The organism is Klebsiella sp. RIT-PI-d (assembly GCF_001187865.1).
Lineage (GTDB): Bacteria > Pseudomonadota > Gammaproteobacteria > Enterobacterales > Enterobacteriaceae > Superficieibacter.
The window spans coordinates 1411526-1432085 of record NZ_LGIT01000009.1; the positions used below are offsets into that span (position 1 = coordinate 1411526).

20 protein-coding genes are annotated in these 20560 nt (G+C 56.4%); 13 read left to right on the forward strand and 7 right to left on the reverse strand.

Features of this window, described 5'->3' with window-relative positions; all coding sequences use genetic code 11:
* Positions 1–82 precede the first annotated feature (82 nt).
* Positions 83–1174 carry a redox-regulated ATPase YchF gene (gene ychF, locus AC791_RS13045; protein WP_049840848.1) on the forward strand — a complete coding sequence of 364 codons (1092 nt, stop codon included), beginning with the start codon at positions 83–85 and terminating at the stop codon, positions 1172–1174.
* 372 nt (positions 1175–1546) lie between these two features.
* Complete coding sequence (locus AC791_RS13050) at positions 1547–2263, forward strand: YebC/PmpR family DNA-binding transcriptional regulator (protein WP_049840849.1); 717 nt, start codon at positions 1547–1549, stop codon at positions 2261–2263.
* A gap of 180 nt (positions 2264–2443) precedes the next feature.
* On the opposite strand, the gene AC791_RS13055 is transcribed toward AC791_RS13050, so the two are convergent.
* Positions 2444–2977: a cysteine hydrolase family protein gene (locus AC791_RS13055; RefSeq protein ID WP_049840850.1), complete on the reverse strand. Its 534-nt coding sequence runs from the start codon at positions 2975–2977 to the stop codon at positions 2444–2446.
* 335 nt (positions 2978–3312) lie between these two features.
* On the opposite strand from AC791_RS13055, the gene AC791_RS13060 reads away from it, so the two are divergent.
* The 3 genes from AC791_RS13060 (at position 3313) to AC791_RS13070 (ending at position 6032) form a co-directional block, all read left to right on the forward strand.
* Positions 3313–4218 carry a LysR substrate-binding domain-containing protein gene (locus tag AC791_RS13060; RefSeq protein ID WP_049840851.1) on the forward strand — a complete coding sequence of 302 codons (906 nt, stop codon included), beginning with the start codon at positions 3313–3315 and terminating at the stop codon, positions 4216–4218.
* Positions 4219–4293: 75 nt separating this feature from the next.
* Positions 4294–5121 (forward strand): EamA family transporter, encoded by an 828-nt coding sequence (locus AC791_RS13065; protein WP_049840852.1) that lies wholly within the window; start codon positions 4294–4296, stop codon positions 5119–5121.
* Positions 5122–5141: 20 nt separating this feature from the next.
* On the forward strand, positions 5142–6032 hold the full coding sequence (locus AC791_RS13070) for an oxidoreductase (RefSeq protein WP_049840853.1): 891 nt from the start codon (positions 5142–5144) through the stop codon (positions 6030–6032).
* Positions 6033–6075: 43 nt separating this feature from the next.
* Here AC791_RS13070 and AC791_RS13075 read toward each other — a convergent pair whose 3' ends face one another.
* Positions 6076–6867, reverse strand: coding sequence for a phosphate/phosphite/phosphonate ABC transporter substrate-binding protein (locus tag AC791_RS13075; RefSeq protein WP_049840854.1), 792 nt, complete (start codon positions 6865–6867; stop codon positions 6076–6078).
* 106 nt (positions 6868–6973) lie between these two features.
* Here AC791_RS13075 and AC791_RS13080 point away from each other — a divergent pair, with 106 nt between their 5' ends.
* The 6 genes from AC791_RS13080 (at position 6974) to AC791_RS13105 (ending at position 13739) form a co-directional block, all read left to right on the forward strand.
* Positions 6974–8296, forward strand: a complete 1323-nt coding sequence (locus AC791_RS13080) for a cation:proton antiporter (protein ID WP_049840855.1) — start codon at positions 6974–6976, stop codon at positions 8294–8296.
* Between the two features lie 169 nt (positions 8297–8465).
* Positions 8466–9026 (forward strand): aldehyde dehydrogenase iron-sulfur subunit PaoA, encoded by a 561-nt coding sequence (gene paoA / locus AC791_RS13085; protein WP_049840856.1) that lies wholly within the window; start codon positions 8466–8468, stop codon positions 9024–9026.
* Complete coding sequence (locus AC791_RS13090) at positions 9023–9973, forward strand: FAD binding domain-containing protein (protein ID WP_049840857.1); 951 nt, start codon at positions 9023–9025, stop codon at positions 9971–9973. The genes paoA and AC791_RS13090 overlap by 4 nt, the downstream gene beginning before the upstream one ends.
* Before the next feature lie 4 nt (positions 9974–9977).
* Positions 9978–12185 carry an aldehyde oxidoreductase molybdenum-binding subunit PaoC gene (gene paoC / locus AC791_RS13095; protein ID WP_049840858.1) on the forward strand — a complete coding sequence of 736 codons (2208 nt, stop codon included), beginning with the start codon at positions 9978–9980 and terminating at the stop codon, positions 12183–12185.
* A 4-nt stretch (positions 12186–12189) separates the two neighbouring features.
* Positions 12190–13140, forward strand: coding sequence for an XdhC family protein (locus tag AC791_RS13100; protein ID WP_049840859.1), 951 nt, complete (start codon positions 12190–12192; stop codon positions 13138–13140).
* Positions 13128–13739 (forward strand): nucleotidyltransferase family protein, encoded by a 612-nt coding sequence (locus AC791_RS13105; protein ID WP_072094354.1) that lies wholly within the window; start codon positions 13128–13130, stop codon positions 13737–13739. Before AC791_RS13100 ends, AC791_RS13105 begins: the two co-directional genes overlap by 13 nt.
* Here the strand turns inward: AC791_RS13105 and AC791_RS13110 are convergent.
* Together AC791_RS13110 and AC791_RS13115 are read right to left on the reverse strand one after the other, a co-directional pair.
* Positions 13686–14189: a cupin domain-containing protein gene (locus AC791_RS13110; RefSeq protein WP_049840860.1), complete on the reverse strand. Its 504-nt coding sequence runs from the start codon at positions 14187–14189 to the stop codon at positions 13686–13688. The two genes, AC791_RS13105 and AC791_RS13110, sit on opposite strands and share 54 nt — an antisense overlap.
* 63 nt (positions 14190–14252) lie before the next feature.
* Positions 14253–14840 (reverse strand): CGNR zinc finger domain-containing protein, encoded by a 588-nt coding sequence (locus tag AC791_RS13115; RefSeq protein WP_049840861.1) that lies wholly within the window; start codon positions 14838–14840, stop codon positions 14253–14255.
* 156 nt (positions 14841–14996) lie between these two features.
* Here AC791_RS13115 and AC791_RS13120 point away from each other — a divergent pair, with 156 nt between their 5' ends.
* Positions 14997–15875, forward strand: coding sequence for an alpha/beta fold hydrolase (locus AC791_RS13120; protein ID WP_049840862.1), 879 nt, complete (start codon positions 14997–14999; stop codon positions 15873–15875).
* Between the two features lie 43 nt (positions 15876–15918).
* On the opposite strand, the gene AC791_RS13125 is transcribed toward AC791_RS13120, so the two are convergent.
* Positions 15919–17151: an MFS transporter gene (locus tag AC791_RS13125; RefSeq protein ID WP_049840863.1), complete on the reverse strand. Its 1233-nt coding sequence runs from the start codon at positions 17149–17151 to the stop codon at positions 15919–15921.
* 61 nt (positions 17152–17212) lie between these two features.
* On the opposite strand from AC791_RS13125, the gene AC791_RS13130 reads away from it, so the two are divergent.
* Positions 17213–18217, forward strand: coding sequence for an AraC family transcriptional regulator (locus AC791_RS13130; protein WP_049840864.1), 1005 nt, complete (start codon positions 17213–17215; stop codon positions 18215–18217).
* 45 nt (positions 18218–18262) lie between these two features.
* Here the strand turns inward: AC791_RS13130 and AC791_RS13135 are convergent, their stop codons facing one another.
* Together AC791_RS13135 and AC791_RS13140 are read right to left on the reverse strand one after the other, a co-directional pair.
* On the reverse strand, positions 18263–19771 hold the full coding sequence (locus AC791_RS13135; RefSeq protein WP_049840865.1) for a class I adenylate-forming enzyme family protein: 1509 nt from the start codon (positions 19769–19771) through the stop codon (positions 18263–18265).
* Positions 19768–20556: a VOC family protein gene (locus tag AC791_RS13140; protein ID WP_049840866.1), complete on the reverse strand. Its 789-nt coding sequence runs from the start codon at positions 20554–20556 to the stop codon at positions 19768–19770. Before AC791_RS13140 ends, AC791_RS13135 begins: the two co-directional genes overlap by 4 nt.
* Positions 20557–20560: the final 4 nt, after the last annotated feature.

Genomic DNA, 20560 nt, shown 5'->3' on the forward strand with positions numbered 1-20560 from the left:
TATAATGGGCAAAGCTATTTACTTTTCTACAATCTGTTATCGATAACAGGTTGATTATCAAGATATTAAGGTGATCTAAATCATGGGATTCAAATGCGGTATCGTTGGCTTACCTAACGTCGGAAAATCCACCCTGTTCAATGCGCTCACCAAAGCCGGTATTGAAGCGGCTAACTTCCCGTTCTGTACCATTGAGCCGAACACCGGTGTGGTTCCGATGCCCGATCCGCGTCTGGACAAGCTGGCCGAAATTGTTAAACCGCAGCGCATTCTGCCGACCACTATGGAATTTGTCGATATCGCAGGTCTGGTGAAAGGCGCGTCTAAAGGCGAAGGCCTGGGAAACCAGTTCCTGACTAACATTCGTGAAACCGAAGCCATTGGTCACGTTGTTCGCTGCTTTGAAGACGACAATATCATCCACGTGGCGGGTAAAGTTGATCCGGCAGAAGACATCGACACCATCAACACCGAACTGGCGCTGGCGGATCTCGACACCTGCGAACGTGCGCTGCACCGGGTATCCAAAAAAGCAAAAGGTGGCGATAAAGACGCTAAAGCTGAACAGGCCGCGCTGGAGAAGTGTCTGCCGCAGCTGGAAAACGCCGGTATGCTGCGCGCGCTGGACTTAACTGAAGAAGACAAAGCGGCGATCCGTTACCTGAGCTTCCTGACCCTGAAGCCAACCATGTACATCGCTAACGTCAACGAAGATGGATTTGAAAACAACCCGTATCTGGATCAGGTCCGCGAGATCGCGGCGAAAGAAGGTTCTGTGGTTGTCGCCGTCTGCGCCGCTGTTGAATCCGACATCGCTGAATTAGACGATGCCGATCGTGACGAGTTCATGGCCGAGCTGGGCATTGAAGAGCCGGGCCTTAACCGGGTGATCCGCGCAGGCTACGAGCTGCTTAACCTGCAGACCTATTTCACCGCCGGCGTAAAAGAAGTTCGCGCATGGACCATTCCCGTTGGCGCCACCGCGCCGCAGGCCGCAGGCAAAATCCACACCGATTTTGAAAAAGGATTTATCCGCGCGCAGACTATCGCCTTTGAAGACTTTATCGCTTACAAAGGCGAACAGGGCGCGAAGGAAGCCGGCAAAATGCGCGCTGAAGGAAAAGAGTACATCGTCAAAGATGGCGATGTTATGAACTTCCTGTTTAACGTCTAGCTAAGTTGTCTCGTGAGGTTTTGCTAAACCTCATAAGATTACCTGGCGCAATAAAATCCACGCCGCGGCGTGGATTTTTTATTTCATAAAAGCCCCACGTTATCTCCCGTCGCGCCGCTAAAATTTACTGTCCGTATTTATTTCAGATTGTTGTTGTAGATCAATTAACACGAATAAAAAAGACAGCGAAAAAATTCGTAAATAGTTTATCGGTGATTGCCGCCATTAATAAAATTAAACGTCATTGCGTCGTATTGTGTCGTTTTTGTTTCTCATAGACGACAAATTACCTGTCATGATATAATGTAACGGAAAATACCCAGGTTAATAACCTGCCAAAAATGTAAATAAATTATCGAGGAGACCATTCCAGTGGGACGTAAATGGGCCAATATTGTTGCTAAAAAAACGGCTAAAGACGGTGCAACGTCTAATGTCTATGCAAAATTCGGTGTAGAAATCTATGCTGCGGCTAAACAGGGTGAACCCGATCCAGAATCAAACTCAGCGTTAAAATTCGTTATTGAGCGTGCGAAGCAGGCCCAGGTTCCAAAACACGTTATTGATAAAGCTATTGATAAAGCCAAAGGTGGCGGTGACGAAACATTCGTGCCGGGACGTTATGAAGGCTTTGGCCCCAGTGGTTCCATGGTTATCGCTGAAACGCTGACGTCGAACGTTAATCGCACGATTGCCAATATCCGCAACATCTTTAATAAAAAAGGCGGTAATATCGGCGCAGCAGGCGCTGTTAGCTATATGTTCGACAATACGGGAGTCATTGTATTTAAAGGAACCGATCCTGATCGTATTTTTGAAATTTTGCTTGAGGCTGAAGTTGATGTCCGTGATGTAACGGAAGAAGAAGGCAACATCATTATTTATACTGAGTCTACGGATCTTCACAAAGGCATTGCTGCACTAAAAGCAGCTGGCATTACTGAATTTTCAACAACCGAATTAGAACTGATTGCCCAATCAGAAATTGAGCTTTCAGCAGAAGATTTAGAAACCTTCGAAGGGCTTGTCGATGCTCTTGAAGCGGATGACGATGTTCAAAAAGTCTATCATAACGTTGCGAACCTCTAATTATAAATTGTATTAGTCACGACGCGTTCTGACACATAGCCCTGGTTGAGAGTTACCGGTTTAAAAGGATGTCGAATCCTTATGCAAAACGCCAGGTAACTCTCATACTCTCCGATACCATGCTGTCATTCATGACAACTCAGGCTGGCAAAAGCGTATCTGCGACAGCACCGTTCAGCATCAAAAGCGCCAGTCCACGGTTGTGGATAGAGTCACAAACGGGCCAGCCAGCGTCCGGTTATGATGGTCGATGATGTCCCTGGCCGATAAATTTTCGTTATCCACCGTAGTATGCGCGTCTGAGATCAATACGGTGCTAAAACCCAGTTCCGGTGCAGCACGGCAGGTCGTATCAACACAAAATTCGCTCTTCATGCCGACAATAACCAGTTGCTTTACCGCTCTCTCGCGCAACTGAGGCACTAGCCCGGTATCGCGAAAACAGCTGGGATACTTTTTGATAATGACACTATCCTGCTCAACATCCACGTTAAGTTCAGGCAGCAGATGTGTTAACGGGCTTTGCGCCGAGAAGGGAGAGCCGTCAGGCCCGGTATGACGGATAAAAAACACCGGGACTTCAGCCCGCCTCGCGTTGTCGATCAGCCGCCTGATATTGGCCAGCACAGCGTCTGCGCGGTACGGGGAAACCGGCCCTCTGAATAGCCCCTCCTGCATATCAATAACAACTAGCGCGCTTTCAGATAAAATCATCGTGTGTCTCCATTCAAATAATATGAACGGAGAGCTGTTATTCCCCGTCCGGTGTGGCGAGGAATGAGGGTCTGCTATGTCAGGCGTCAGCCACAGATACACTCACACCGCCGCAGATTCCGGTGGTGGTGAGGGGCAATGTTCGCTGAGCTGTAATAAGCATTATCTACCTGCAGGTAAATGTTTTCCGGTAAAATAACGGCAACGTAGTTGGGTTGCTTTTTCTCTTATAACACCAACTAAGTATCTAATACAATTTTTTACCGTCCTGATCCACTGGCATCAACGCGCTAACCTGTGGTGATATGAGTATTCACTCATAAACGGGAGAAATAATGCGCAACCTTCCACCCACGGCCACGCTGCGCGCGTTTGAAGTCGCCACGCGTCACGCTACGTTTACCTCTGCCGCTGACGAACTGTGTATTAGCCAAAGCGCCGTCAGCCATCAGCTTAAAAACCTGGAAGATCTGTGGGGCCTGCAACTTTTTCAGCGGGGTAAAATCCTGCGCCTGACGCCTGCCGGGGCCGCACTGGCCCCGCTGGTACGTGAATTTTTCGGCAAGCTCGATACGACGCTTGCCGATTTGCGCGAACAACATGGTCGAGTGAAACTGCGGGTCAATACCACCTACTCCTTTGCCCTGAAATGGCTTCTCCCCCGCCTGCCCGATCTGGCCGGGCTACACCCGGAGATCCTCGTGTCGCTGGACAGTACCGATAAGGCAATTAATTTCTCCGGATCGGACTCTGATGTGGCGATCCGGTTTGGACACGGTAACTATCCGGCCCTGTTCGCCGAATTTTTATTCCGCGAGCAGATTTTCCCTGTCGCCAGCCCGGCACTGCTACGGCGTTTTGGTACGCCTGCTGAACCTGCTGAACTGCTACGTTATCCGTTACTTACCCGCGAGGGTGCCGATCTGGTGCCGAAATGGAATGTCTGGTTTGAGTTTACCGGCCTCAATATTACCGCCCTGCACGAAAGCGTGCGTTTTGCCGATACCAATATGACGATTGAAGCCGCGCTTCTGGGTCAGGGGATTGCGCTGGCGCGCAGCGGCCACGTAGAAAAAGAGCTTGCCGACGGTACGCTGACGCGGCTTTTTAACATCCCCTTCCCGTCTCCGGCGGCCTATTATTTTGTCTGTCCGCCGGGAATTGAAACTCAGCCGCACATCGTAAAGTTTCGCCGCTGGTTACTGGCCGCGTCGCAGCAGGCCCAACAGCGTTATGGTTAATGCATGAGCTTTTATTCATGACCGGATGATGAGACTTCACTGTTCCCAATGTCGCAGACTGGTTAGCATGACCGCATGTCCGAAACGCTGATTGCCCTGACCTTATTCGCCGCCTTGCTCCATGCCACCTGGAACGCGCTACTGCGTGGCGGCACAGACAAACTGTGGTCAATGACCATCATGTGTATCGCAATTGCCCTGGCCAGCGGCGCAATTGCCCTGTTCTTGCCGCTTCCGGCGCGCGCAAGCTGGAAATATGCACTACTGTCCGCACTACTCCACGTGGGCTATAACCTGTGTCTGGTACGTAGCTATCAAAGTGGCGAGCTGAGTCAGATCTATCCGGTTGCACGCGGATCGTCACCGCTACTGATTGCCTGCGCTGCGGCGCTGTTCGCCCATGAGAAGATCGCCTTACATACGGTGGGCGGCATTGCTCTTATTTCTGCTGGCATCCTGATGCTGGCAGTCAGAATGCGCGGGCTGCGGGGATCGGGCATATGCCCGGCCCTGGTGACCGGGGCGTTCATCGCTGCCTACAGCGTAGCGGATGGGATGGGGGTAAGGCTTTCTGGCAACGCATTATCTTATACCGTCTGGATGAGCGCCCTCTGGGGCGTGCTGATGCCTGCGGTGTATATCCTGCTGCGCGGACATAAAAACTTACTGCGCTGGCGGCCGGACTTACCGGGCGCGGTGGCGGGCGGGCTGGTTTCGCTGCTGGCCTACGGCATTATTATCTATGCCATGGCTCGGTCGCCGATGGGTGCGGTTTCAGCCCTGCGGGAAACCAGCGTGCTGTTTGTGGCCGCGATCGGCTACTGGTTTTTTGGCGAAGCGCTGACGGTAAGAAAAATCGTGGCGTGTGCGGTAATTGTCACCGGCACACTGTTAATAAGTTAAGTCAATCAGGAGAACATACGATGTCAGATCAACCGACCACTGCACTGATTGGACCGGGCGCAATTGGCACTACGCTTGCCGCGATGCTGCACGAAGCGGGGCGTACGCCGCTGCTGTGTGGACGCACCGCGCATCCGACGTTATTGCTGCATTATGATGACGACGATATTACGGTTCCCGGTCCGGTATTAAACGATCCAATGACGATTAGTCAGCCTTATGATCTGGTGTTTGTGGCGGTGAAAACCACGCAGAATGCCGATATTAGCGGTTGGCTGAACACCTTGTGTGATAAAAATACGGTCGTCTGCGCGCTGCAAAATGGCATTGAACAGCAGGTCCAGCTTAGCCCGTGGGTCAATGGCGCAACGGTGCTGCCTTCAGTGGTATGGTTCCCGGCTCAGCGGCAACCGGATAATGCCGTCTGGCTGCGAGCCAAACCGCGACTGACGCTACCGGATGTGCCGCAGGCAAAACGGGTTGTAGAGGCATTACGCGGCTCGCGCTGCGCCATTGAACTGTCGACAGACTTCACCTCAGTCGCCTGGCGCAAACTGCTGCAGAACGCGGTTGCCGGTCTGATGGTTCTTGCCGGTCGCCGTGCAGGAATGTTCACCCGGGAGGATATCCGCGAGCTGGCGCGGGCCTGGCTACGCGAATGCCTTACCGTTGCCCGCGCCTGTGGGGCGATACTGGACGATGAGGTCATAGAGACAATCGTGGGCGATTTTCAGCGTGCGCCAGCCGATTTAAGCACCTCTATTCTTGCCGATCGCCAGGCTAATCGCCCGATGGAGTGGGACGCGCGCAACGGCGTGATCCAGCGTCTCGGTCGTACACACGGTATTGCTGTTCCCATCAGCGATGTGCTGATGCCGCTGCTGGTGGCAGGCAGCGAAGGACCAGGTTAATAACAATATGGCTGAGCATTCAGGGCATCATCACAGTGCACGGTTACAGATACGTTATCCCCTGCTCCGCGGCCTGGCGCTGCCAGTCCAGTACCACCGTATAGGCTTCGCGGGGCACCACGCTAAAACCGGTAATCAACAGTGCCTCGCAGCAGGTTAGGTAATGAGGATCGCTCACCAGCGCGCTTAGTACCACCCGTAATGTCGCCAGCGTATCAGGGGAACAGTTTGCGCCAGCGATCAGCGGTAATCCGGGCGTGAGGGGTGTCCAGCCAATAACCGCCAGTTCGCTTGCCAGCGCCGGTTCGTCACGCTGGAAAAGCGCCCAGCTGACCGCGTCGATAGCAGCAATATCCGCCGCACCGCAGGCGATCTCCGCAAGCGATTGTCGGTGGCTACCGGTTAGCTTTACCTGCGAGAAAAATGCGCCGTTTTGCGCCAGTGGTGCGATGCTGTATCTGAGGGCGTTATAGCCTGACTGGGAATCGACAGCGTTACAGGCTGCGCGCCGCCCCCGGAACGCGGCCAGGGTTGCCCCCTTGTCCTGCTGGCGCACCACCAGCGCACTGCGATAGTTAGATCCGTCACACCCTTCGGCTGAGTAGTGGAAACATCCCACCACCTGAACCCCTGCAAGCGCAGTCATCAGGGGAAATCCGCAGCACTGGCTGAGCAGCATATTCTCCTGACGCCAGTGGGACAGCAGATCGGCCCGAGGAGAGACCGGCCGGGACGGGTGCGCATAATCCGCTAATCGCTGCTGAATAGCCTGTAATAGCGCTCGCGTTGCGGCGCTCTCCGGTTGGTACATGGGTAGCGAAAGCGTCTGATACATGGTGTTTATCCTGGCTACATCGTGCTTATTACGGCGGCGTCGTGTGGAACATCCCCCTATTACCAACTATAACCTAATGCTTGAGCAGTGGGTGTAGAGGTGAAGTATGGGGTATCTGGGGTGGACGGCAGCAACAGGCGTCTTGTTACTGTTAATGTCTTTATCCTATGGCTGGATCAGCCGTTTTGCGGTTCCGGTCTTCGGGCTTTATTTAGTCGTGGGCATTTTATGCGGTCCGTGGGGACTGGGCATATTGCGCATTGATATTGTTGAACACGCGTCATTGACCAGTCATATTACCGAAATCGCCATGGCGGCGTCGTTATTTATTACCGGGCTTAAAATCCGTTTGCCGCTGGAATTCAGGTTCTGGAAGACGGGTATTATGCTGGCACTGCCGGGAATGCTGCTGACCATTGGCGGGATCATGGTGGCATCTCACTTCCTGACCGGGATCTCCTGGCCACTCTCGCTGGCGCTGGCGGCGATCCTCGCCCCGACCGATCCGGTCCTGGCGAGCCTGGTGGCGATCAACGATGCGCAGGATGGCGATAAGCTACGCATTTCATTGTCCAGCGAAGCCGGGCTAAATGACGGCACGGCGCTGCCGTTTCTGATGCTGGCCCTGCTATGGAACAAAGCGGGTTCAGCGCTGAGTGGTGAAGAACTGCTGAAATGGTTCAGTGTCGATCTGGTATGGGCGCTGATTGGCGGCCTGGCTATCGGCTTTCTGCTCGGACGCTTTATCGGCATTATGGCCACCCGTTCGCGTCATGCGCAGGGCGAAGTAGCCCCCAGCGATTTCGTGGCGCTGGCCCTGATCTGCCTGAGTTTTGCGTTTGCCCAGTGGGTAGATGCCTCAGGCTTCCTGGCCGCCTTTGCCGCCGGCGTCGGGCTGCGCAGCACCGAGGTCAGCGTGCAAAAAAGGCACCCCGATCAACAGGCCGATGATGATTTACCCGCTGAAATGCTGGTCAACCCTCATACCCGTCACGGGCTGAACGTGAAGAATCCGATCAAATCTGTCGGGCTTATCATCGGAGATGCTCTCTCCTTTGGCGACACCGTAGAGCGACTGTTTGCCGCGACGCTCATCATTATTCTCGGCATTACGCTGGCGGAGCACTGGAGCAGCGCAGCATTGCCGCTGGCGCTCATTATTTTCATTGTTATCCGCCCGCTCTCAGTACTGCTGGTGACATGGCGGTCGCAACGTCCGTGGCTGCACCGGATAAGCCTTGGCTGGCTGGGGATCCGCGGTATCGGCAGCCTGAACTACATTGCTTACGCGTATGTGCATGGTTTTCAGGGTGCAGAGGCCAGTCTGGTCACTGATACGGCTATCACTATCGTGACTATCAGCGTACTGGTACACGGCATTACGGTGACCCCGCTTCTCACCTTGCGACATAAAAAACAGCAGCAGTGATCCACGCCGTCGCCCGGGCACCATCTCGTGTCCGGGCGCGTTTTGCACAACTTCCTTCCGGTCTATCTCACAAGCGGCAAAAGCCGACTACGCTTAAAGACATTCAAAAAATAGCGCACTGCGCCCTTGTGTCGTTTGGTTTTTGCTCCCTGAATACTGGAGAATCTTAATGTGTAAGCAATCGTCCGCCGCCACTGACGTTATACCGTCAGTTGAAATGGCGCACCTGAAGTTCACCGTCAACGGTAAAAAGCACGAACTGGATATCGATACTCGTACAACGCTGCTGGACGCCCTGCGCGAACATCTGCATCTGACCGGTACCAAGAAAGGCTGCGATCACGGGCAGTGCGGTGCCTGTACAACGCTGGTTAACGGACGGCGGATCAATGCCTGTCTGACGCTGGCTGTCATGCATCAGGATGCCGACATTACCACCATTGAAGGACTCGGCACGCCGGATAATCTGCATCCGATGCAGACCGCGTTTGTGAAACACGATGGCTTTCAGTGCGGCTACTGTACCTCCGGGCAAATTTGCTCTTCCATCGCCATGTTGAAAGAGATTGAAGCCGGTATTCCCAGCCACGTTACCGGAGATTTACTGGCACCGTCCAGCCTGACGGAAGAAGAAGTCCGCGAGCGGATGAGCGGCAATATCTGTCGCTGTGGCGCTTACCGCAACATCCTTGCCGCCATCAATGAAGCCGCCGGGAGGGATGTTAAATGAAATCCTTTAGCTATGAACGTGCTACCACCCTGACCGGGGCGGCAAGCAGCGCTGCACAACATCCAGGCGCACGATTTATCGCCGGTGGCACCAATTTGTTAGATTTAATGAAGCTTGAAATTGAAACGCCGGCTCATCTGATTGATGTTAACGGCCTGGCGCTCGACCAGATTGAGGCGACGGAGGAAGGCGGACTGCGCATTGGCGCGCTGGTACGCAATACCGATCTGGCAGCCGATCTTCGCGTGCGCCGTGATTATGCGGTCCTGACGCGCGCGCTGCTGGCCGGCGCTTCCGGACAGCTGCGTAACCAGGCGACCACCGGTGGAAATCTGCTCCAGCGCACCCGCTGCGCCTATTTTTACGATACCAATCAGCCCTGTAACAAACGCCAGCCGGGCAGCGGATGTTCAGCGCTTGACGGTTACAGCCGCCAGCTGGCGGTTGTCGGGGCCAGCGAACAGTGCATCGCTACCCACCCCAGCGATATGGCCGTCGCCATGCGCGTGCTGGATGCCGTAGTGGAAACCATCCAACCCGACGGCAGCGAACGCCGTATTCCGCTGGCTGAGTTTTATCGCGCCCCCGGCGATACGCCACATCTGGAAACCCGGCTTCAGCCTGGTGAACTGATCACCGCCGTCACCCTGCCCCCGCCGGCAGGCGGCGTACAGCTTTATCGCAAGGTGCGCGATCGGGCATCCTACGCTTTTGCGCTGATTTCCGTGGCGGCGATTATTCATCCCGATGGGCGCGGAAGTGTCGCGCTGGGCGGCGTGGCGCACCAGCCGTGGCGTAAAGCAGAAGCCGACGCCGAGCTGCCCAACGGCGCGCAGGCGGTCTGTCAGCAACTGTTTAAAGATGCCCGACCGACGGCTGAGAATCAGTTTAAATTGACTCTGGCTGAGCGTACGCTCGCCTCGGTCCTGGCGGAAGCGAGAGGATAATCCCATGAAATTTGATAAACCAGCTACCGCTAACCCCATCGATCGTCAGAAAGTCGTGGGCCAGCCCCGGGACCGAATTGACGGCCCGCTAAAAACAACCGGCTCAGCGCACTACGCCTATGAGTGGCATCAGGAAGTCGACAATGTTGCCTATGGCTACGTGGTCGGTTCAGCGATTGCCAAAGGGAAAATTAAGGCTTTTGATACGGCGGCAGCCAGCCGCGCACCCGGCGTATTGACTATTGTTACCGCTGAAAACGCCGGACCGCTCGGTAAAGGCGAGATGAATACTGCCATGCTGCTCGGGGGGCCAAAGATTGAGCATTACCATCAGGCTATTGCCCTGGTGGTTGCTGAAACGTTCGAACAGGCACGCGCCGCCGCCAGTCTGGTAGAGGTGGAGTATGACGCCGAAGATGGCGCGTTCGATTTGGCAAAAGCGAAACCCGCGGTTACAGAGCCGCCGGAGGACACGCCCGATAATATTACCGGCAATTTTGCCAGCGCCTTTGCTGCCGCGCCTGTCCAGCTGGATGCGGTGTACACCACGCCTGACCAGTCGCATTTTGCGATGGAGCCTCACGCCTCAATGGCCGTATGGAACGGTGACAACGTCACGTTGTGGACGTCTAATCAGATGATTGCCTGGTGTCGTAAAGAGCTGGCGGCGACGCTAAAAATTGAACCAGAACAGATACGGATCTACTCCCCGTATATCGGCGGTGGTTTCGGCAGCAAGCTGTTTTTACGCAGCGATGCGCTACTGGCGGCGCTGGGTGCAAAAGCCCTTCAGCGTCCGGTGAAAGTGATGCTGCAACGCCCGCTGATCGCCAATAATACTACCCATCGCCCGGCGACAATCCAGCATATACGTATCGGTACCGATACCGCTGGCCATATTTCAGCCATCTCGCATATTAGCTGGTCCGGCAACCTGCCGGGCGGTACGCCGGAAACGGCGGTGCAACAAACCAATCTGCTGTATGCCGGGCAACATCGCCTGACCGGCCTGCGGCTGGCAGAGCTTGACCTGCCCGAGGGGAATGCCATGCGCGCGCCCGGGGAGGCGGCAGGCCTGCTGGCGCTGGAAGTGGCCATTGATGAGATAGCGGAAAAAGCGGGAATCGACCCGGTTGAATTTCGTATTCTTAATGACACCCAGGTTGACCCTACCCAGCCGGAGCGCTTTTTCTCCTGTCGTCAGCTGGCCGCCTGCCTGCGGGAAGGCGCTGAGCGATTTGGCTGGCAAAAGCGCGTTGCCCAACCCGCTCAGGTTCGAGACGGGCGCTGGCTGGTCGGTATGGGCGTCGCGGCGGCGCTGCGAAATAACATGGTCGATACCTCAGGTGCGCGTGTACATCTGGATCCAGACGGCACGGTGACGGTCGAAACCGATATGACCGACATCGGCACCGGCAGCTATACCATTATTGGTCAGACCGCCGCAGAGATGCTCGGCGTGCCGCTGGAGAACGTTGTCGTTAAACTTGGCGACTCCGATTTCCCGGTATCGGCAGGCTCCGGTGGCCAGTGGGGAGCGAATACGTCCACCGCAGGCGTATATGCGGCCTGCGTTAAGCTGCGTGAACAGATCGCCCAAAAACTCGGTATTGATCCTGCCGACGCCGATTTTAGCGAGGGTGAAGTGATAGCCGGTGGACAACGTCTGCCGCTGACCGATGCCGCGCGTGAGGGCAGACTAACCGCTGAGGATTCTATTGAATTCGGCAATCTGGATAAGCAGTTCCAGCAGTCCACCTTCGCCGGGCATTTTGTCGAGGTGGGCGTTGATAGGTTCACCGCTGAAGTGCGTATTCGCCGGATGCTGGCGGTGTGCGCAGCGGGACGCATTCTGAATCCTAAAACTGCACGTAGCCAGGTCATTGGCGCGATGACTATGGGCGTGGGCGCAGCACTCATGGAAGAACTGGTGGTGGATACCCGGCGCGGCTATTTTGTGAATCACGATCTGGCGGCTTATGAGGTGCCGGTCCATGCCGATATCGGTGAGCAGGAGGTGATTTTCCTTGATGAAACTGATCCTGTGTCTTCGCCAATGAAAGCCAAAGGCGTTGGTGAACTGGGTCTGTGCGGCGTCGGGGCGGCTATTGCCAATGCCATTTATAACGCGACTGGCGTACGAGTGCGGGAATATCCGGTCACGCTCGATAAACTGCTGGCAGAGATGCCTGAACCGCCGCAAAAAGGATGATACCGTGCTGCAATCTATCACCGCTATACCGGTTCCATGTACGCCGCGCCCGGCATTTCAGTCAGACGAACCGCAGGTGATCCTGCGGTTCGCCGCCGAGGCGCTGCACGCCGGCATGGCCGCCGCACTGGTTACCTTAACGGCCATCCGCGGCGGCTCGTCGCGACCGCTCGGGGCGCAAATGGCGGTCCGGGGAGACGGGCAGTATTGCGGGGTGGGGTCCGGCGGCTGCATTGAGGCGGCGGCGGCCTGCGAAGCGCTGGAGGTGCTTCGTAGCGGTCGCGATCGCGATGTTCTGTATGGTGAGGGTTCGCCATATATGGATATCGTCCTGCCGTGCGGGGGCGGTATTACCCTGCACATCCGGCAGATCTCTTCAGTACAGCCCCTGCTCTCAGTGCTTAACGCGCTGGAGCAGCGCCGGCCAGCGGGCTTGTCCTGGCACCCTGAGCATGCTGGCTTTACCGCCCTGCCTGAGGCGATAACAACCGGGTATACTGAGTCGGGGTATCAAATTGGTTATCGCCCTCGCCCCCGGGTTGTCATGGCGGGTCGCCCCGCCGCGCTTGATATTACCGTCAGCATTGCCCAGGCTGCCGGGTATGAAATATACACCGGCGAGGGTCTTCGCCCCGCCAGTGTTGCCGGACTGATTGATGATGACACCGCGGTGGTCCTGCTGTATCACGACCTGCATCAGGAGCTGCCGTTTCTGGATGCGGCGCTGCACGCCACCCCGTTTTATATTGGCGCGCTGGGCAGCGAACGGACTCACCAGCGGCGTACAGAAAGGCTACTGGCGCTGGGCTACTCGCCGCAGGTGATTGCGCGGATCAACGCCCCCATTGGTCTTTTCCCCAAAGCCCGCGATGCCGGTTCGCTGGCCCTCTCGGTGCTGGCAGACGTGGCCGCTGCCCGAACGAGAATGCTGGATAATTATTTATGCCAACGGTGATTATCCTTGCTGCTGGTCAGGGCACCCGCTTTCTGGCCTCGGGAGGCGAATGCCATAAGCTCGATACGTTACTTGCGGGGCGAACCGTGTTGCAGCATGTGCTGGACGCGGTGGATAACGCCGGGCTGCGCGGGTATCTGGTACGTCCTGAAGGCGGAACTGCCGGAATAGGTGCTTCAATAGCCGCAGGGGTTCGCGCCACGGCCGACGCATCAGGCTGGCTAATTTTGCCCGGCGATCTTCCGCTGATCCGCCCGCGAACCCTGCAACGGGTCGCCGGTGCGCTGGGCGGGCACTCAGTGGTGGTACCTCACTTTCGTCAACAGCACGGGCATCCGGTGGCGTTTGGCCGCGAGCATCTGGTCGCGCTCAGCGCCCTGAACGCCGATACCGGCGCGGCGGCAATTGTTCGCGCGGCGAGAGCAGCAGGAAAAGTCCGGGATATAACCTGTCATGATGTTGGTATTATTCATGACGTTGACACGCTCGCCGATCTTAACCGGGCACGTCAGCGACTGGCGGCCCGCAAAAAAAGGCAGGCGGGATCATCCTGCGCGCATGACATCGCCATTAACCGGATCGCGCGCCGGCCACGCTAGCGCCGCAATGCGCGCCAGCATCTCTTCGGTCGCCGCCTGCTGGCAGAGATCCGGCTTCTGCCCCACAGGATACGCGCCCACCACCAGAAAATCAGTCGAGGCGGATATCCGGCAATGCCCGGTGCCCGCGGGCAGCAGGATGACATCGCCTTGTCGCACATCAAATGCTTTCCCACCCGGGCCGCCCAGTAGCAGGCGTGCCGTCCCGGCAGCAATGCCCAATACTTCATGAGCCGTTGAGTGGTAATGATGATAATCGAATACGCCATCTCGCCAGGCGGGTGGCCAGCCGTTGTCGGCAAAGCGGCGTTCCAGCGCACCGGCGCTATCCCCTTCTGGCTCCACGCGCGGATAAATCAGTACCGGCAGACGGGGATGATTGGGCACCCAGTCATGGGCAATAAAAAACTGGGTCTGCGGTGTTACTGTCCGGTGATGTTGATCGGGCATCGTTGCTCTCCGTCGTTAGCCACACCCTGTGAGTGTAGTCGCTGTTAAGCATTGCTCCGGCCACTATCTTTGCTGTTGACGAAAACGGGCGACTTTTGCCCGATTGCCGCACAGCGCCATACTGCACCAGCGACGGCGATGTGATTTGGTGCGATCGTAAAACCATAATGTGCAATCAGGATGTTCGCAGGTGCGGATCAGCTCAACATGCGGGTCGATAAGCAACGTCACCGCCAGTCCGGCGACGGCTGCCAGCAGCCGGGTTGGGCTATGACTGGCATAAACCGTTGTGCTGCGCCCGATACCCTCGTCATCAACAACAAGTTGCCGGTAAGCGGGAACCGCAGCCAGCCAGGCGTTAAGCGCCTGTGGCTCCAGCGTATTTGCGGATTTTTTTTGCACCACCAGCGTGCGAACGATCTCCCGCAGATGCCGGGCATCGTTCAGTAATGCTCCGGCAGGCCAGATGATTTTTTCATCCGGACTGATTAGGCTCGCGTCTACCAGCCAGCGCCAGACATCTTCATCCGACTGCCAGAGATCGTGCGCCGATCCATTCACCTGCATTACCGTATTAAGAAAATCCAGCGCGGCGTGATCCGCCAGAAATAACGGCTGGCGATCGGTCTGCGCCGGGGTTTCAGAAGTCATAACTCACCTCAATGCTCAATAAGCGTCAACGCATAATAGCCGATGCCGGGTCGCATGTAACCTTTAAAAATAATTTGACTGGTTACTTATTTGGCCCATACTGACATTAAGTAACCACTCAAATAGCAATTTAACAGTTACAAGAAGGAAGATCGTATGACGATGAATATTCATTACCCCGTGCGTTACCAGTTTGTCGATGCTGATGGCGTACGCGTATTTTATCGGGAAGCCGGAGAACCCACGCTGCCGACCCTGCTGCTGGTCCATGGTTTTGCCGCTTCGTCCCATCAATTTCGGCAATTAATTCCTTTGCTGGCAGATAAATTTCATCTGATTGCGCCTGACTTGCCGGGATTTGGATTTACCGAAATTCCGCCAGAACGCCACTATCGTTACACGTTTGATGCCCTCGGCCAGACATTGACGGCCTTTGTCGATGCCCTGGATCTGCAACGCTACGCGCTGTACATCTTCGATTATGGCGCACCTGCTGGTTTGCGACTGGCGCTGAATTATCCTGAGCGGGTAAGCGGCTTGATCTCACAAAATGGCAACGCGTATCTTGAGGGTCTGGGTGAGGCCTGGGCTCCGGTCCGCGCATACTGGGCGTCACCCACGGCAGAAAACCGCCAGGTCGTCAATGATGCAGTATTGAATCTGGAAGGGATACGCTGGCAGTATCTGCACGGCGTAAAAGATCCGCAGAGCGTGGCCCCGGAAACCTGGCATCTTGATACCCTGTTAATGGAGCGGCCGGGCAACAGGGATATTCAGCTGGATCTGTTTCTCGACTATGCCAATAATCTGACCCGCTACCCGGAGTTTCAGGCTTTTTTCCGCGCCAGACAGCTTCCCACGCTGGTTATTTGGGGCCAGCACGATCCGTTCTTTATTCCACCCGGCGCCAAAGCCTGGCAGCGTGATAACCCGCGTGCGGTGGTGGAACTGCTGGACACCGGTCATTTCGCGCTGGAAACCCATGTGAATCATATCGCCACCCGCATCCGCGACGTGATTGGCGATGCGAGGTAATCACGATTATTGCCGCGCAACAGAACGCTGCGCGGCGTCAACGCTAACGTGAGGCCCGCTCGCGGGGCTGAGAAGAGGCCGGATTACTTTGTACTTTTGTGCCAATCACTAGCGCAGCCAGCAGCATAACGCTCCCTGCCGCAATAAAGACGCCGCTAATTCCGTTGACGCTAAACATCAGCCCACCTCCGGCCGCGCCTGCAGCTATCGCCGACTGAACGGATGCCACGACCATTCCTCCAGCGCTTTCCGCCCTGTCTGGTACTGCCCGGGTCACCCAATTCGACCACGCTACCGGAATGCCTCCAAACGCCAGCCCCCATAGCGCTATCAGCGCTGCCTGAAGCGGTAGCGTGGCGGGTAGGCATACCAGCGCCAGTGCGGTTACGCCGATCACCATCGGCATTATGACCATTGTGGCACGAACGCTACGTGCAAGTAGCGACCCCGTCAGCAGCGTCCCGATGAAGTTGGCGACCCCAAAGCCCAACAGGATCAACGCAATACCGTTTGTACCCGGCCCGCTGGTAGTTTCAAGAAAAGGCCGAATGTAGGTAAACAGCGCAAAATGCCCGCTGTGTACCAGTATGCAGGCCAGCATTCCCATCGCAATGCCACGGCGGCGCAGTACTTCAATAATCGTTTTCAGCTGCGCCGGTTTACCGGGCACCAGCGAAGGAAGCGAGGACCACTGGACTATCAGGGTTATCCCGCCCAGCGCGGCGGACGCGATAAACGCGCTGCGCCAGCCAAACAGGCCGCCCATGTAACTGCCAAGCGGCACGGCAACTACAGTGCCCACCGCCACGCCGCTAAAAATAATCGATAACGCGCGCGGCAGCAGCGCCAGCGGCACGAGGCGCATCGCTATCGCAGCGGCCATGCTCCAGAATCCTCCCAGCGCGACGCCTAATACGATACGCATCAGCAACAAGATGCCCAGGCTGGATGACCAGGCCACCAGTAAACTGGATACAATCATTAAGGCGGTGAAAATAAGGAGCACTGTCCGACGGTCGATATTACGCGTTAGTCCAGGCACCAGCAGTCCGGCAAAGAGCGCAGCCACTGCTGTCACAGTCACGGCCTGCCCGGTTAACGCTTCAGAAACACCCAATTCTGTTGCCATTGGAGATAATAAGCTGGCAGGCAGATATTCTGCGGTCAACAGACTAAATACGCCCATCGCCAGTGAAAATACCGCCAGCCAGGCGGGAGTAGTGGGCGCTGAATGCTCCGTTAAGGCGCAACGGCTGTCGCACACGGTATGGCTCATTGTAATAATCCTGAAAAGAGTGAGAGAGGTAAAATTGTGGAGGCTAAAAGCAGGATGGTCTATGATGCAAAACCCGCTATTTTTGACTCAAACACCTGAAATGAAGCCTCAAGCGCCCTTTGCCCTTTCTTCAGCATTAATTAGTGAATTATTAACCGGAATGCGTCTGCGTGGCGTGCAATATCGCCGGGTAGTGACCGGTAGCGAATTTGGCCTGAACTTCCCGGCCAAAGCGGGGCGTGCCTATTTCCATTTTCTGGCGTCCGGCACGGCTCTACTACGCCTGCACGATGGTCAACTGCATCGGCTTGACGCTGGAAATGCTGTGTTTATGCCGAAGGGTACGCAACATCAGCTGGTATCGCATTCTGCCGCCGCTGTGCACTGCCTGGAAAGTCTCGATGCTGCGCCAATAGGAGAAACCGTCTATGCAGTAAAAACCTGCCAGAAAGCCAGCCCGGCATCGGGGGCGGTCTTTTTCTACGGCTGTATGGAATTTAACCTGGGCGGGATGCAGGGGCTGGAGCCATTAATGCCCGATATGATGCTGGTTGATATTCACAGTGGACGCTATCCGGGGCTGGTTCCGGTACTGGGATCGATGCAGCAGGAGATGTGCTCATCACGCGTGGGCTTCGCCGGGATACTTGCCCGGCTGGCCGATGTCGTGGCTGCGATGATTGTTCGCGGCTGGGTGGAATGCGGCTGCGATAATGAGTCCGGGCTGGTCGCCGCACTGCGCGATCCCCGACTGGCACGGGCTATCCTGGCACTGCACCGCGAGCCAGGACGTAGCTGGACGGTCAGCGAACTGGCGGCGGAATGCCATATCTCACGCTCGGTTTTCGCCGATCGCTTCCAGGCGACTATTGGCACTTCCCCTTTACGTTATGTCACTGAATTACGTATGCACCTTGCCAGCCAGTGGTTAGCCGAGCATCGACTGCCGATCGAAACGGTTGCACAGCGGCTGGGTTATACTTCCCAGGCGGCCTTCAGCCGGGCATTCAAACGTGTCACCGGACAGGCGCCAGGCGCCAGGCGTCTGAAACAGGCGTCGCTATGACCGCTATGCCGCTGGCGCAGAAAGGTTCGCGATAGCGATCAGCGATTAAACAGGGTGCGGCGTCTGCCCGGCAAGCTGCTGCAGTGCCTGTCTGCGTAACGCATGGCGGTCCACTTTGTTGGTCCCCGCCAGCGGGAAAAATGCGGTCAACCAGATATGACGAGGGTGTAAATACGCCGGGCCGTGCTGTAATGTCCAGGCTTTAATGGCCTCTGGCTGCACCGGGTAGCCCTCGCGGGGGATCACCCACGCCACCGGTTTGCTGCCTTTAATTTCATCCGGAATAGCCACCACGCACGCCTGCTGGACAGCGGGATGCTGCTCAAGCAGCCGTTCTACTTCGCCGGGATAAATATTCTCACCGCCGCAGACAAACATATCGTCCTGCCGTCCGACAAAGGTGTAAAAGCCCTGTTCATCACGGGTAAAGACATCTCCGCTGCGGTAGTAGCCATCATCGGTAAACGGGCTGGCGATATCAGGTCGCTGATGGTAGCCCTGCATTAAGGCCGGGCTTTTTATTTCCAGCACACCGTGATGAGTCAGCGTACCGTGCTCATCACGCAGGCGTAAAGAGACCGCCGGATGCGCATAGCCATTTGCAGATTGCGGGGCCACCAGCCCGTCAGGATGTGGACCAAACACAATTGGGCCGCCCTCGGTCGTGCCATAGGCATTAATGATCCGCGCCTGCGGCCAGATTTGCTGGATCTGCTGAAACAGGCCATCGTTAACCGGGGCCGACCCCATGCGCACCACCCGAACGGAGGAGAGATCGCTTTGTGCCAGCAGCGTTTTCTCTTTCATCATCATTGCAATCATCGGCGGAACGGCGGTCAGCCAGCTGCAACGATAGTGGGCAATCGCCGCGATGTAATCGCGTACCTGAAACTGGGGTAGCAGAACGGTGGTCACTCCGCTTGCCAGAGTCAATAATGCCAGGGCCAGCGCATTCATATGGTAAAACGGTGCGGCAATCAGTACTCGCTGGCCGGCCAGTTCATTCATTGCCAGCCGGGTCTCGACTACCCAGCGATGGCTGGCATGGGTCAGACGGACGCCCTTTGGCATTCCGGTGGAGCCGGAGGTGTAGAGCAGCATTGCGAGGCTGTCGGCCTGCGGCTGAAACGGCATAAAGCCGACGGCAGCAGGAAGATCGACTAACGCGTCAAACGTCCACTGCGGACCGGCAAACGTTACGCTCTCCAGTAATTCCGGCTCACCGATAACCTGCCGGGCATCGCAATCGATGAGAATATCGGCAAGCGTTGCCGGCGGGAATTTAATGTTGACAGGCACCGCCACCAGCCCGGCGCGCAGGATGCCGAGAAAGGCGATCATCCAGGCAACCGAATTACGCCCCAGCAGCGCTACCCGCTCGCCGGGTTGATATCCCTGCTGATACAGCGCCGCCCCCACCGCATCCGCGCGGGCGTCGAGTTCAGCAAAGGTTATGCTGTACTCATGATTATTATCATGTGCGGGCTGAATAAATGCGGCCTGCTGCACAGCGCGAACCGTGGACGATAGCGAACCAAGATTAGTCAGGATCATAGACTGAACTCAAGTAAAGTGTGAATAGCCGGAATGGCAATAAGCAGCCGCTCCTCAGTCTGAATATGGGGCAGTCCAGCCTGTTGTGCCGCGCGGATAAGCCGCTGCGGATTGCCGCCGCGAAATGCGATCGCCGCAAACTGGCTCTGACGCGCCGGGTTCAGCCCCGGAAGACCTGCCGAATAGTGCGTCCACTGCTCGCCGGAAATGATGCGCAGCGTAAAACCCGGAGACAGCGTGCCAGCACGCTGCCACGCGCGCTGTTCCTGATCAGGAGAATCGGTTACCAGAATCAGGCTCTCAATGCCTCTGACACCGTTGGCGTGCTGTAGCCACGGCTCGCGCCACAGCCACTGCGGAGTATGGTGCTGGCAAAAGTAAACCCGCCCGGCCGCAAAGCTGCCAGGCGCCAGGCGTACGGTGCTAAACCGCGCTTCACCGCGCTCGCCGTCAGCCTCAACGGTGCGGGAAAAATGCTGTACCGGCAGGACTGAAAACCCCTGCGCGGCCAGCTGCCGCGCGGTATCGAAGGCATCTGGGCTGCGAAACACCAGGCCGTCAATACCGCGTGGGCTGTCGAGCAACTCCTGACGCACCCGACTCCCGTCACCCGGGAGACCAATCAGCTCAAGATAATGATCGCTGAACATAATCAGCTGATTCAGCGAGCCCAGCGAATGATGGCTTTCCGGCGTGAGGGTAAATCCGAGGGCGGTAAACGCCTCGCGGGCAATGGTCAGCTCAAAATGATTATTGATGACCAGATGATCGAGCGTCAGCGGCATAATG

Excerpts from the sequence above, each read along its gene's own strand:
- ychF (WP_049840848.1), top strand. The coding sequence starts at position 83 with ATGGGATTCAAATGCGGTATCGTTGGCTTACCTAACGTCGGAAAATCC.
- AC791_RS13055 (WP_049840850.1), bottom strand. The coding sequence starts at position 2,977 with ATGATTTTATCTGAAAGCGCGCTAGTTGTTATTGATATGCAGGAGGGG.
- AC791_RS13060 (WP_049840851.1), top strand. The coding sequence starts at position 3,313 with ATGCGCAACCTTCCACCCACGGCCACGCTGCGCGCGTTTGAAGTCGCC.
- AC791_RS13065 (WP_049840852.1), top strand. The coding sequence starts at position 4,294 with ATGTCCGAAACGCTGATTGCCCTGACCTTATTCGCCGCCTTGCTCCAT.
- AC791_RS13070 (WP_049840853.1), top strand. The coding sequence starts at position 5,142 with ATGTCAGATCAACCGACCACTGCACTGATTGGACCGGGCGCAATTGGC.
- AC791_RS13075 (WP_049840854.1), bottom strand. The coding sequence starts at position 6,867 with ATGTATCAGACGCTTTCGCTACCCATGTACCAACCGGAGAGCGCCGCA.
- AC791_RS13080 (WP_049840855.1), top strand. The coding sequence starts at position 6,974 with ATGGGGTATCTGGGGTGGACGGCAGCAACAGGCGTCTTGTTACTGTTA.
- paoA (WP_049840856.1), top strand. The coding sequence starts at position 8,466 with ATGTGTAAGCAATCGTCCGCCGCCACTGACGTTATACCGTCAGTTGAA.
- AC791_RS13090 (WP_049840857.1), top strand. The coding sequence starts at position 9,023 with ATGAAATCCTTTAGCTATGAACGTGCTACCACCCTGACCGGGGCGGCA.
- paoC (WP_049840858.1), top strand. The coding sequence starts at position 9,978 with ATGAAATTTGATAAACCAGCTACCGCTAACCCCATCGATCGTCAGAAA.
- AC791_RS13105 (WP_072094354.1), top strand. The coding sequence starts at position 13,128 with ATGCCAACGGTGATTATCCTTGCTGCTGGTCAGGGCACCCGCTTTCTG.
- AC791_RS13110 (WP_049840860.1), bottom strand. The coding sequence starts at position 14,189 with ATGCCCGATCAACATCACCGGACAGTAACACCGCAGACCCAGTTTTTT.
- AC791_RS13115 (WP_049840861.1), bottom strand. The coding sequence starts at position 14,840 with ATGACTTCTGAAACCCCGGCGCAGACCGATCGCCAGCCGTTATTTCTG.
- AC791_RS13120 (WP_049840862.1), top strand. The coding sequence starts at position 14,997 with ATGACGATGAATATTCATTACCCCGTGCGTTACCAGTTTGTCGATGCT.
- AC791_RS13125 (WP_049840863.1), bottom strand. The coding sequence starts at position 17,151 with ATGAGCCATACCGTGTGCGACAGCCGTTGCGCCTTAACGGAGCATTCA.
- AC791_RS13130 (WP_049840864.1), top strand. The coding sequence starts at position 17,213 with ATGATGCAAAACCCGCTATTTTTGACTCAAACACCTGAAATGAAGCCT.
- AC791_RS13135 (WP_049840865.1), bottom strand. The coding sequence starts at position 19,771 with ATGATCCTGACTAATCTTGGTTCGCTATCGTCCACGGTTCGCGCTGTG.
- AC791_RS13140 (WP_049840866.1), bottom strand. The coding sequence starts at position 20,556 with ATGCCGCTGACGCTCGATCATCTGGTCATCAATAATCATTTTGAGCTG.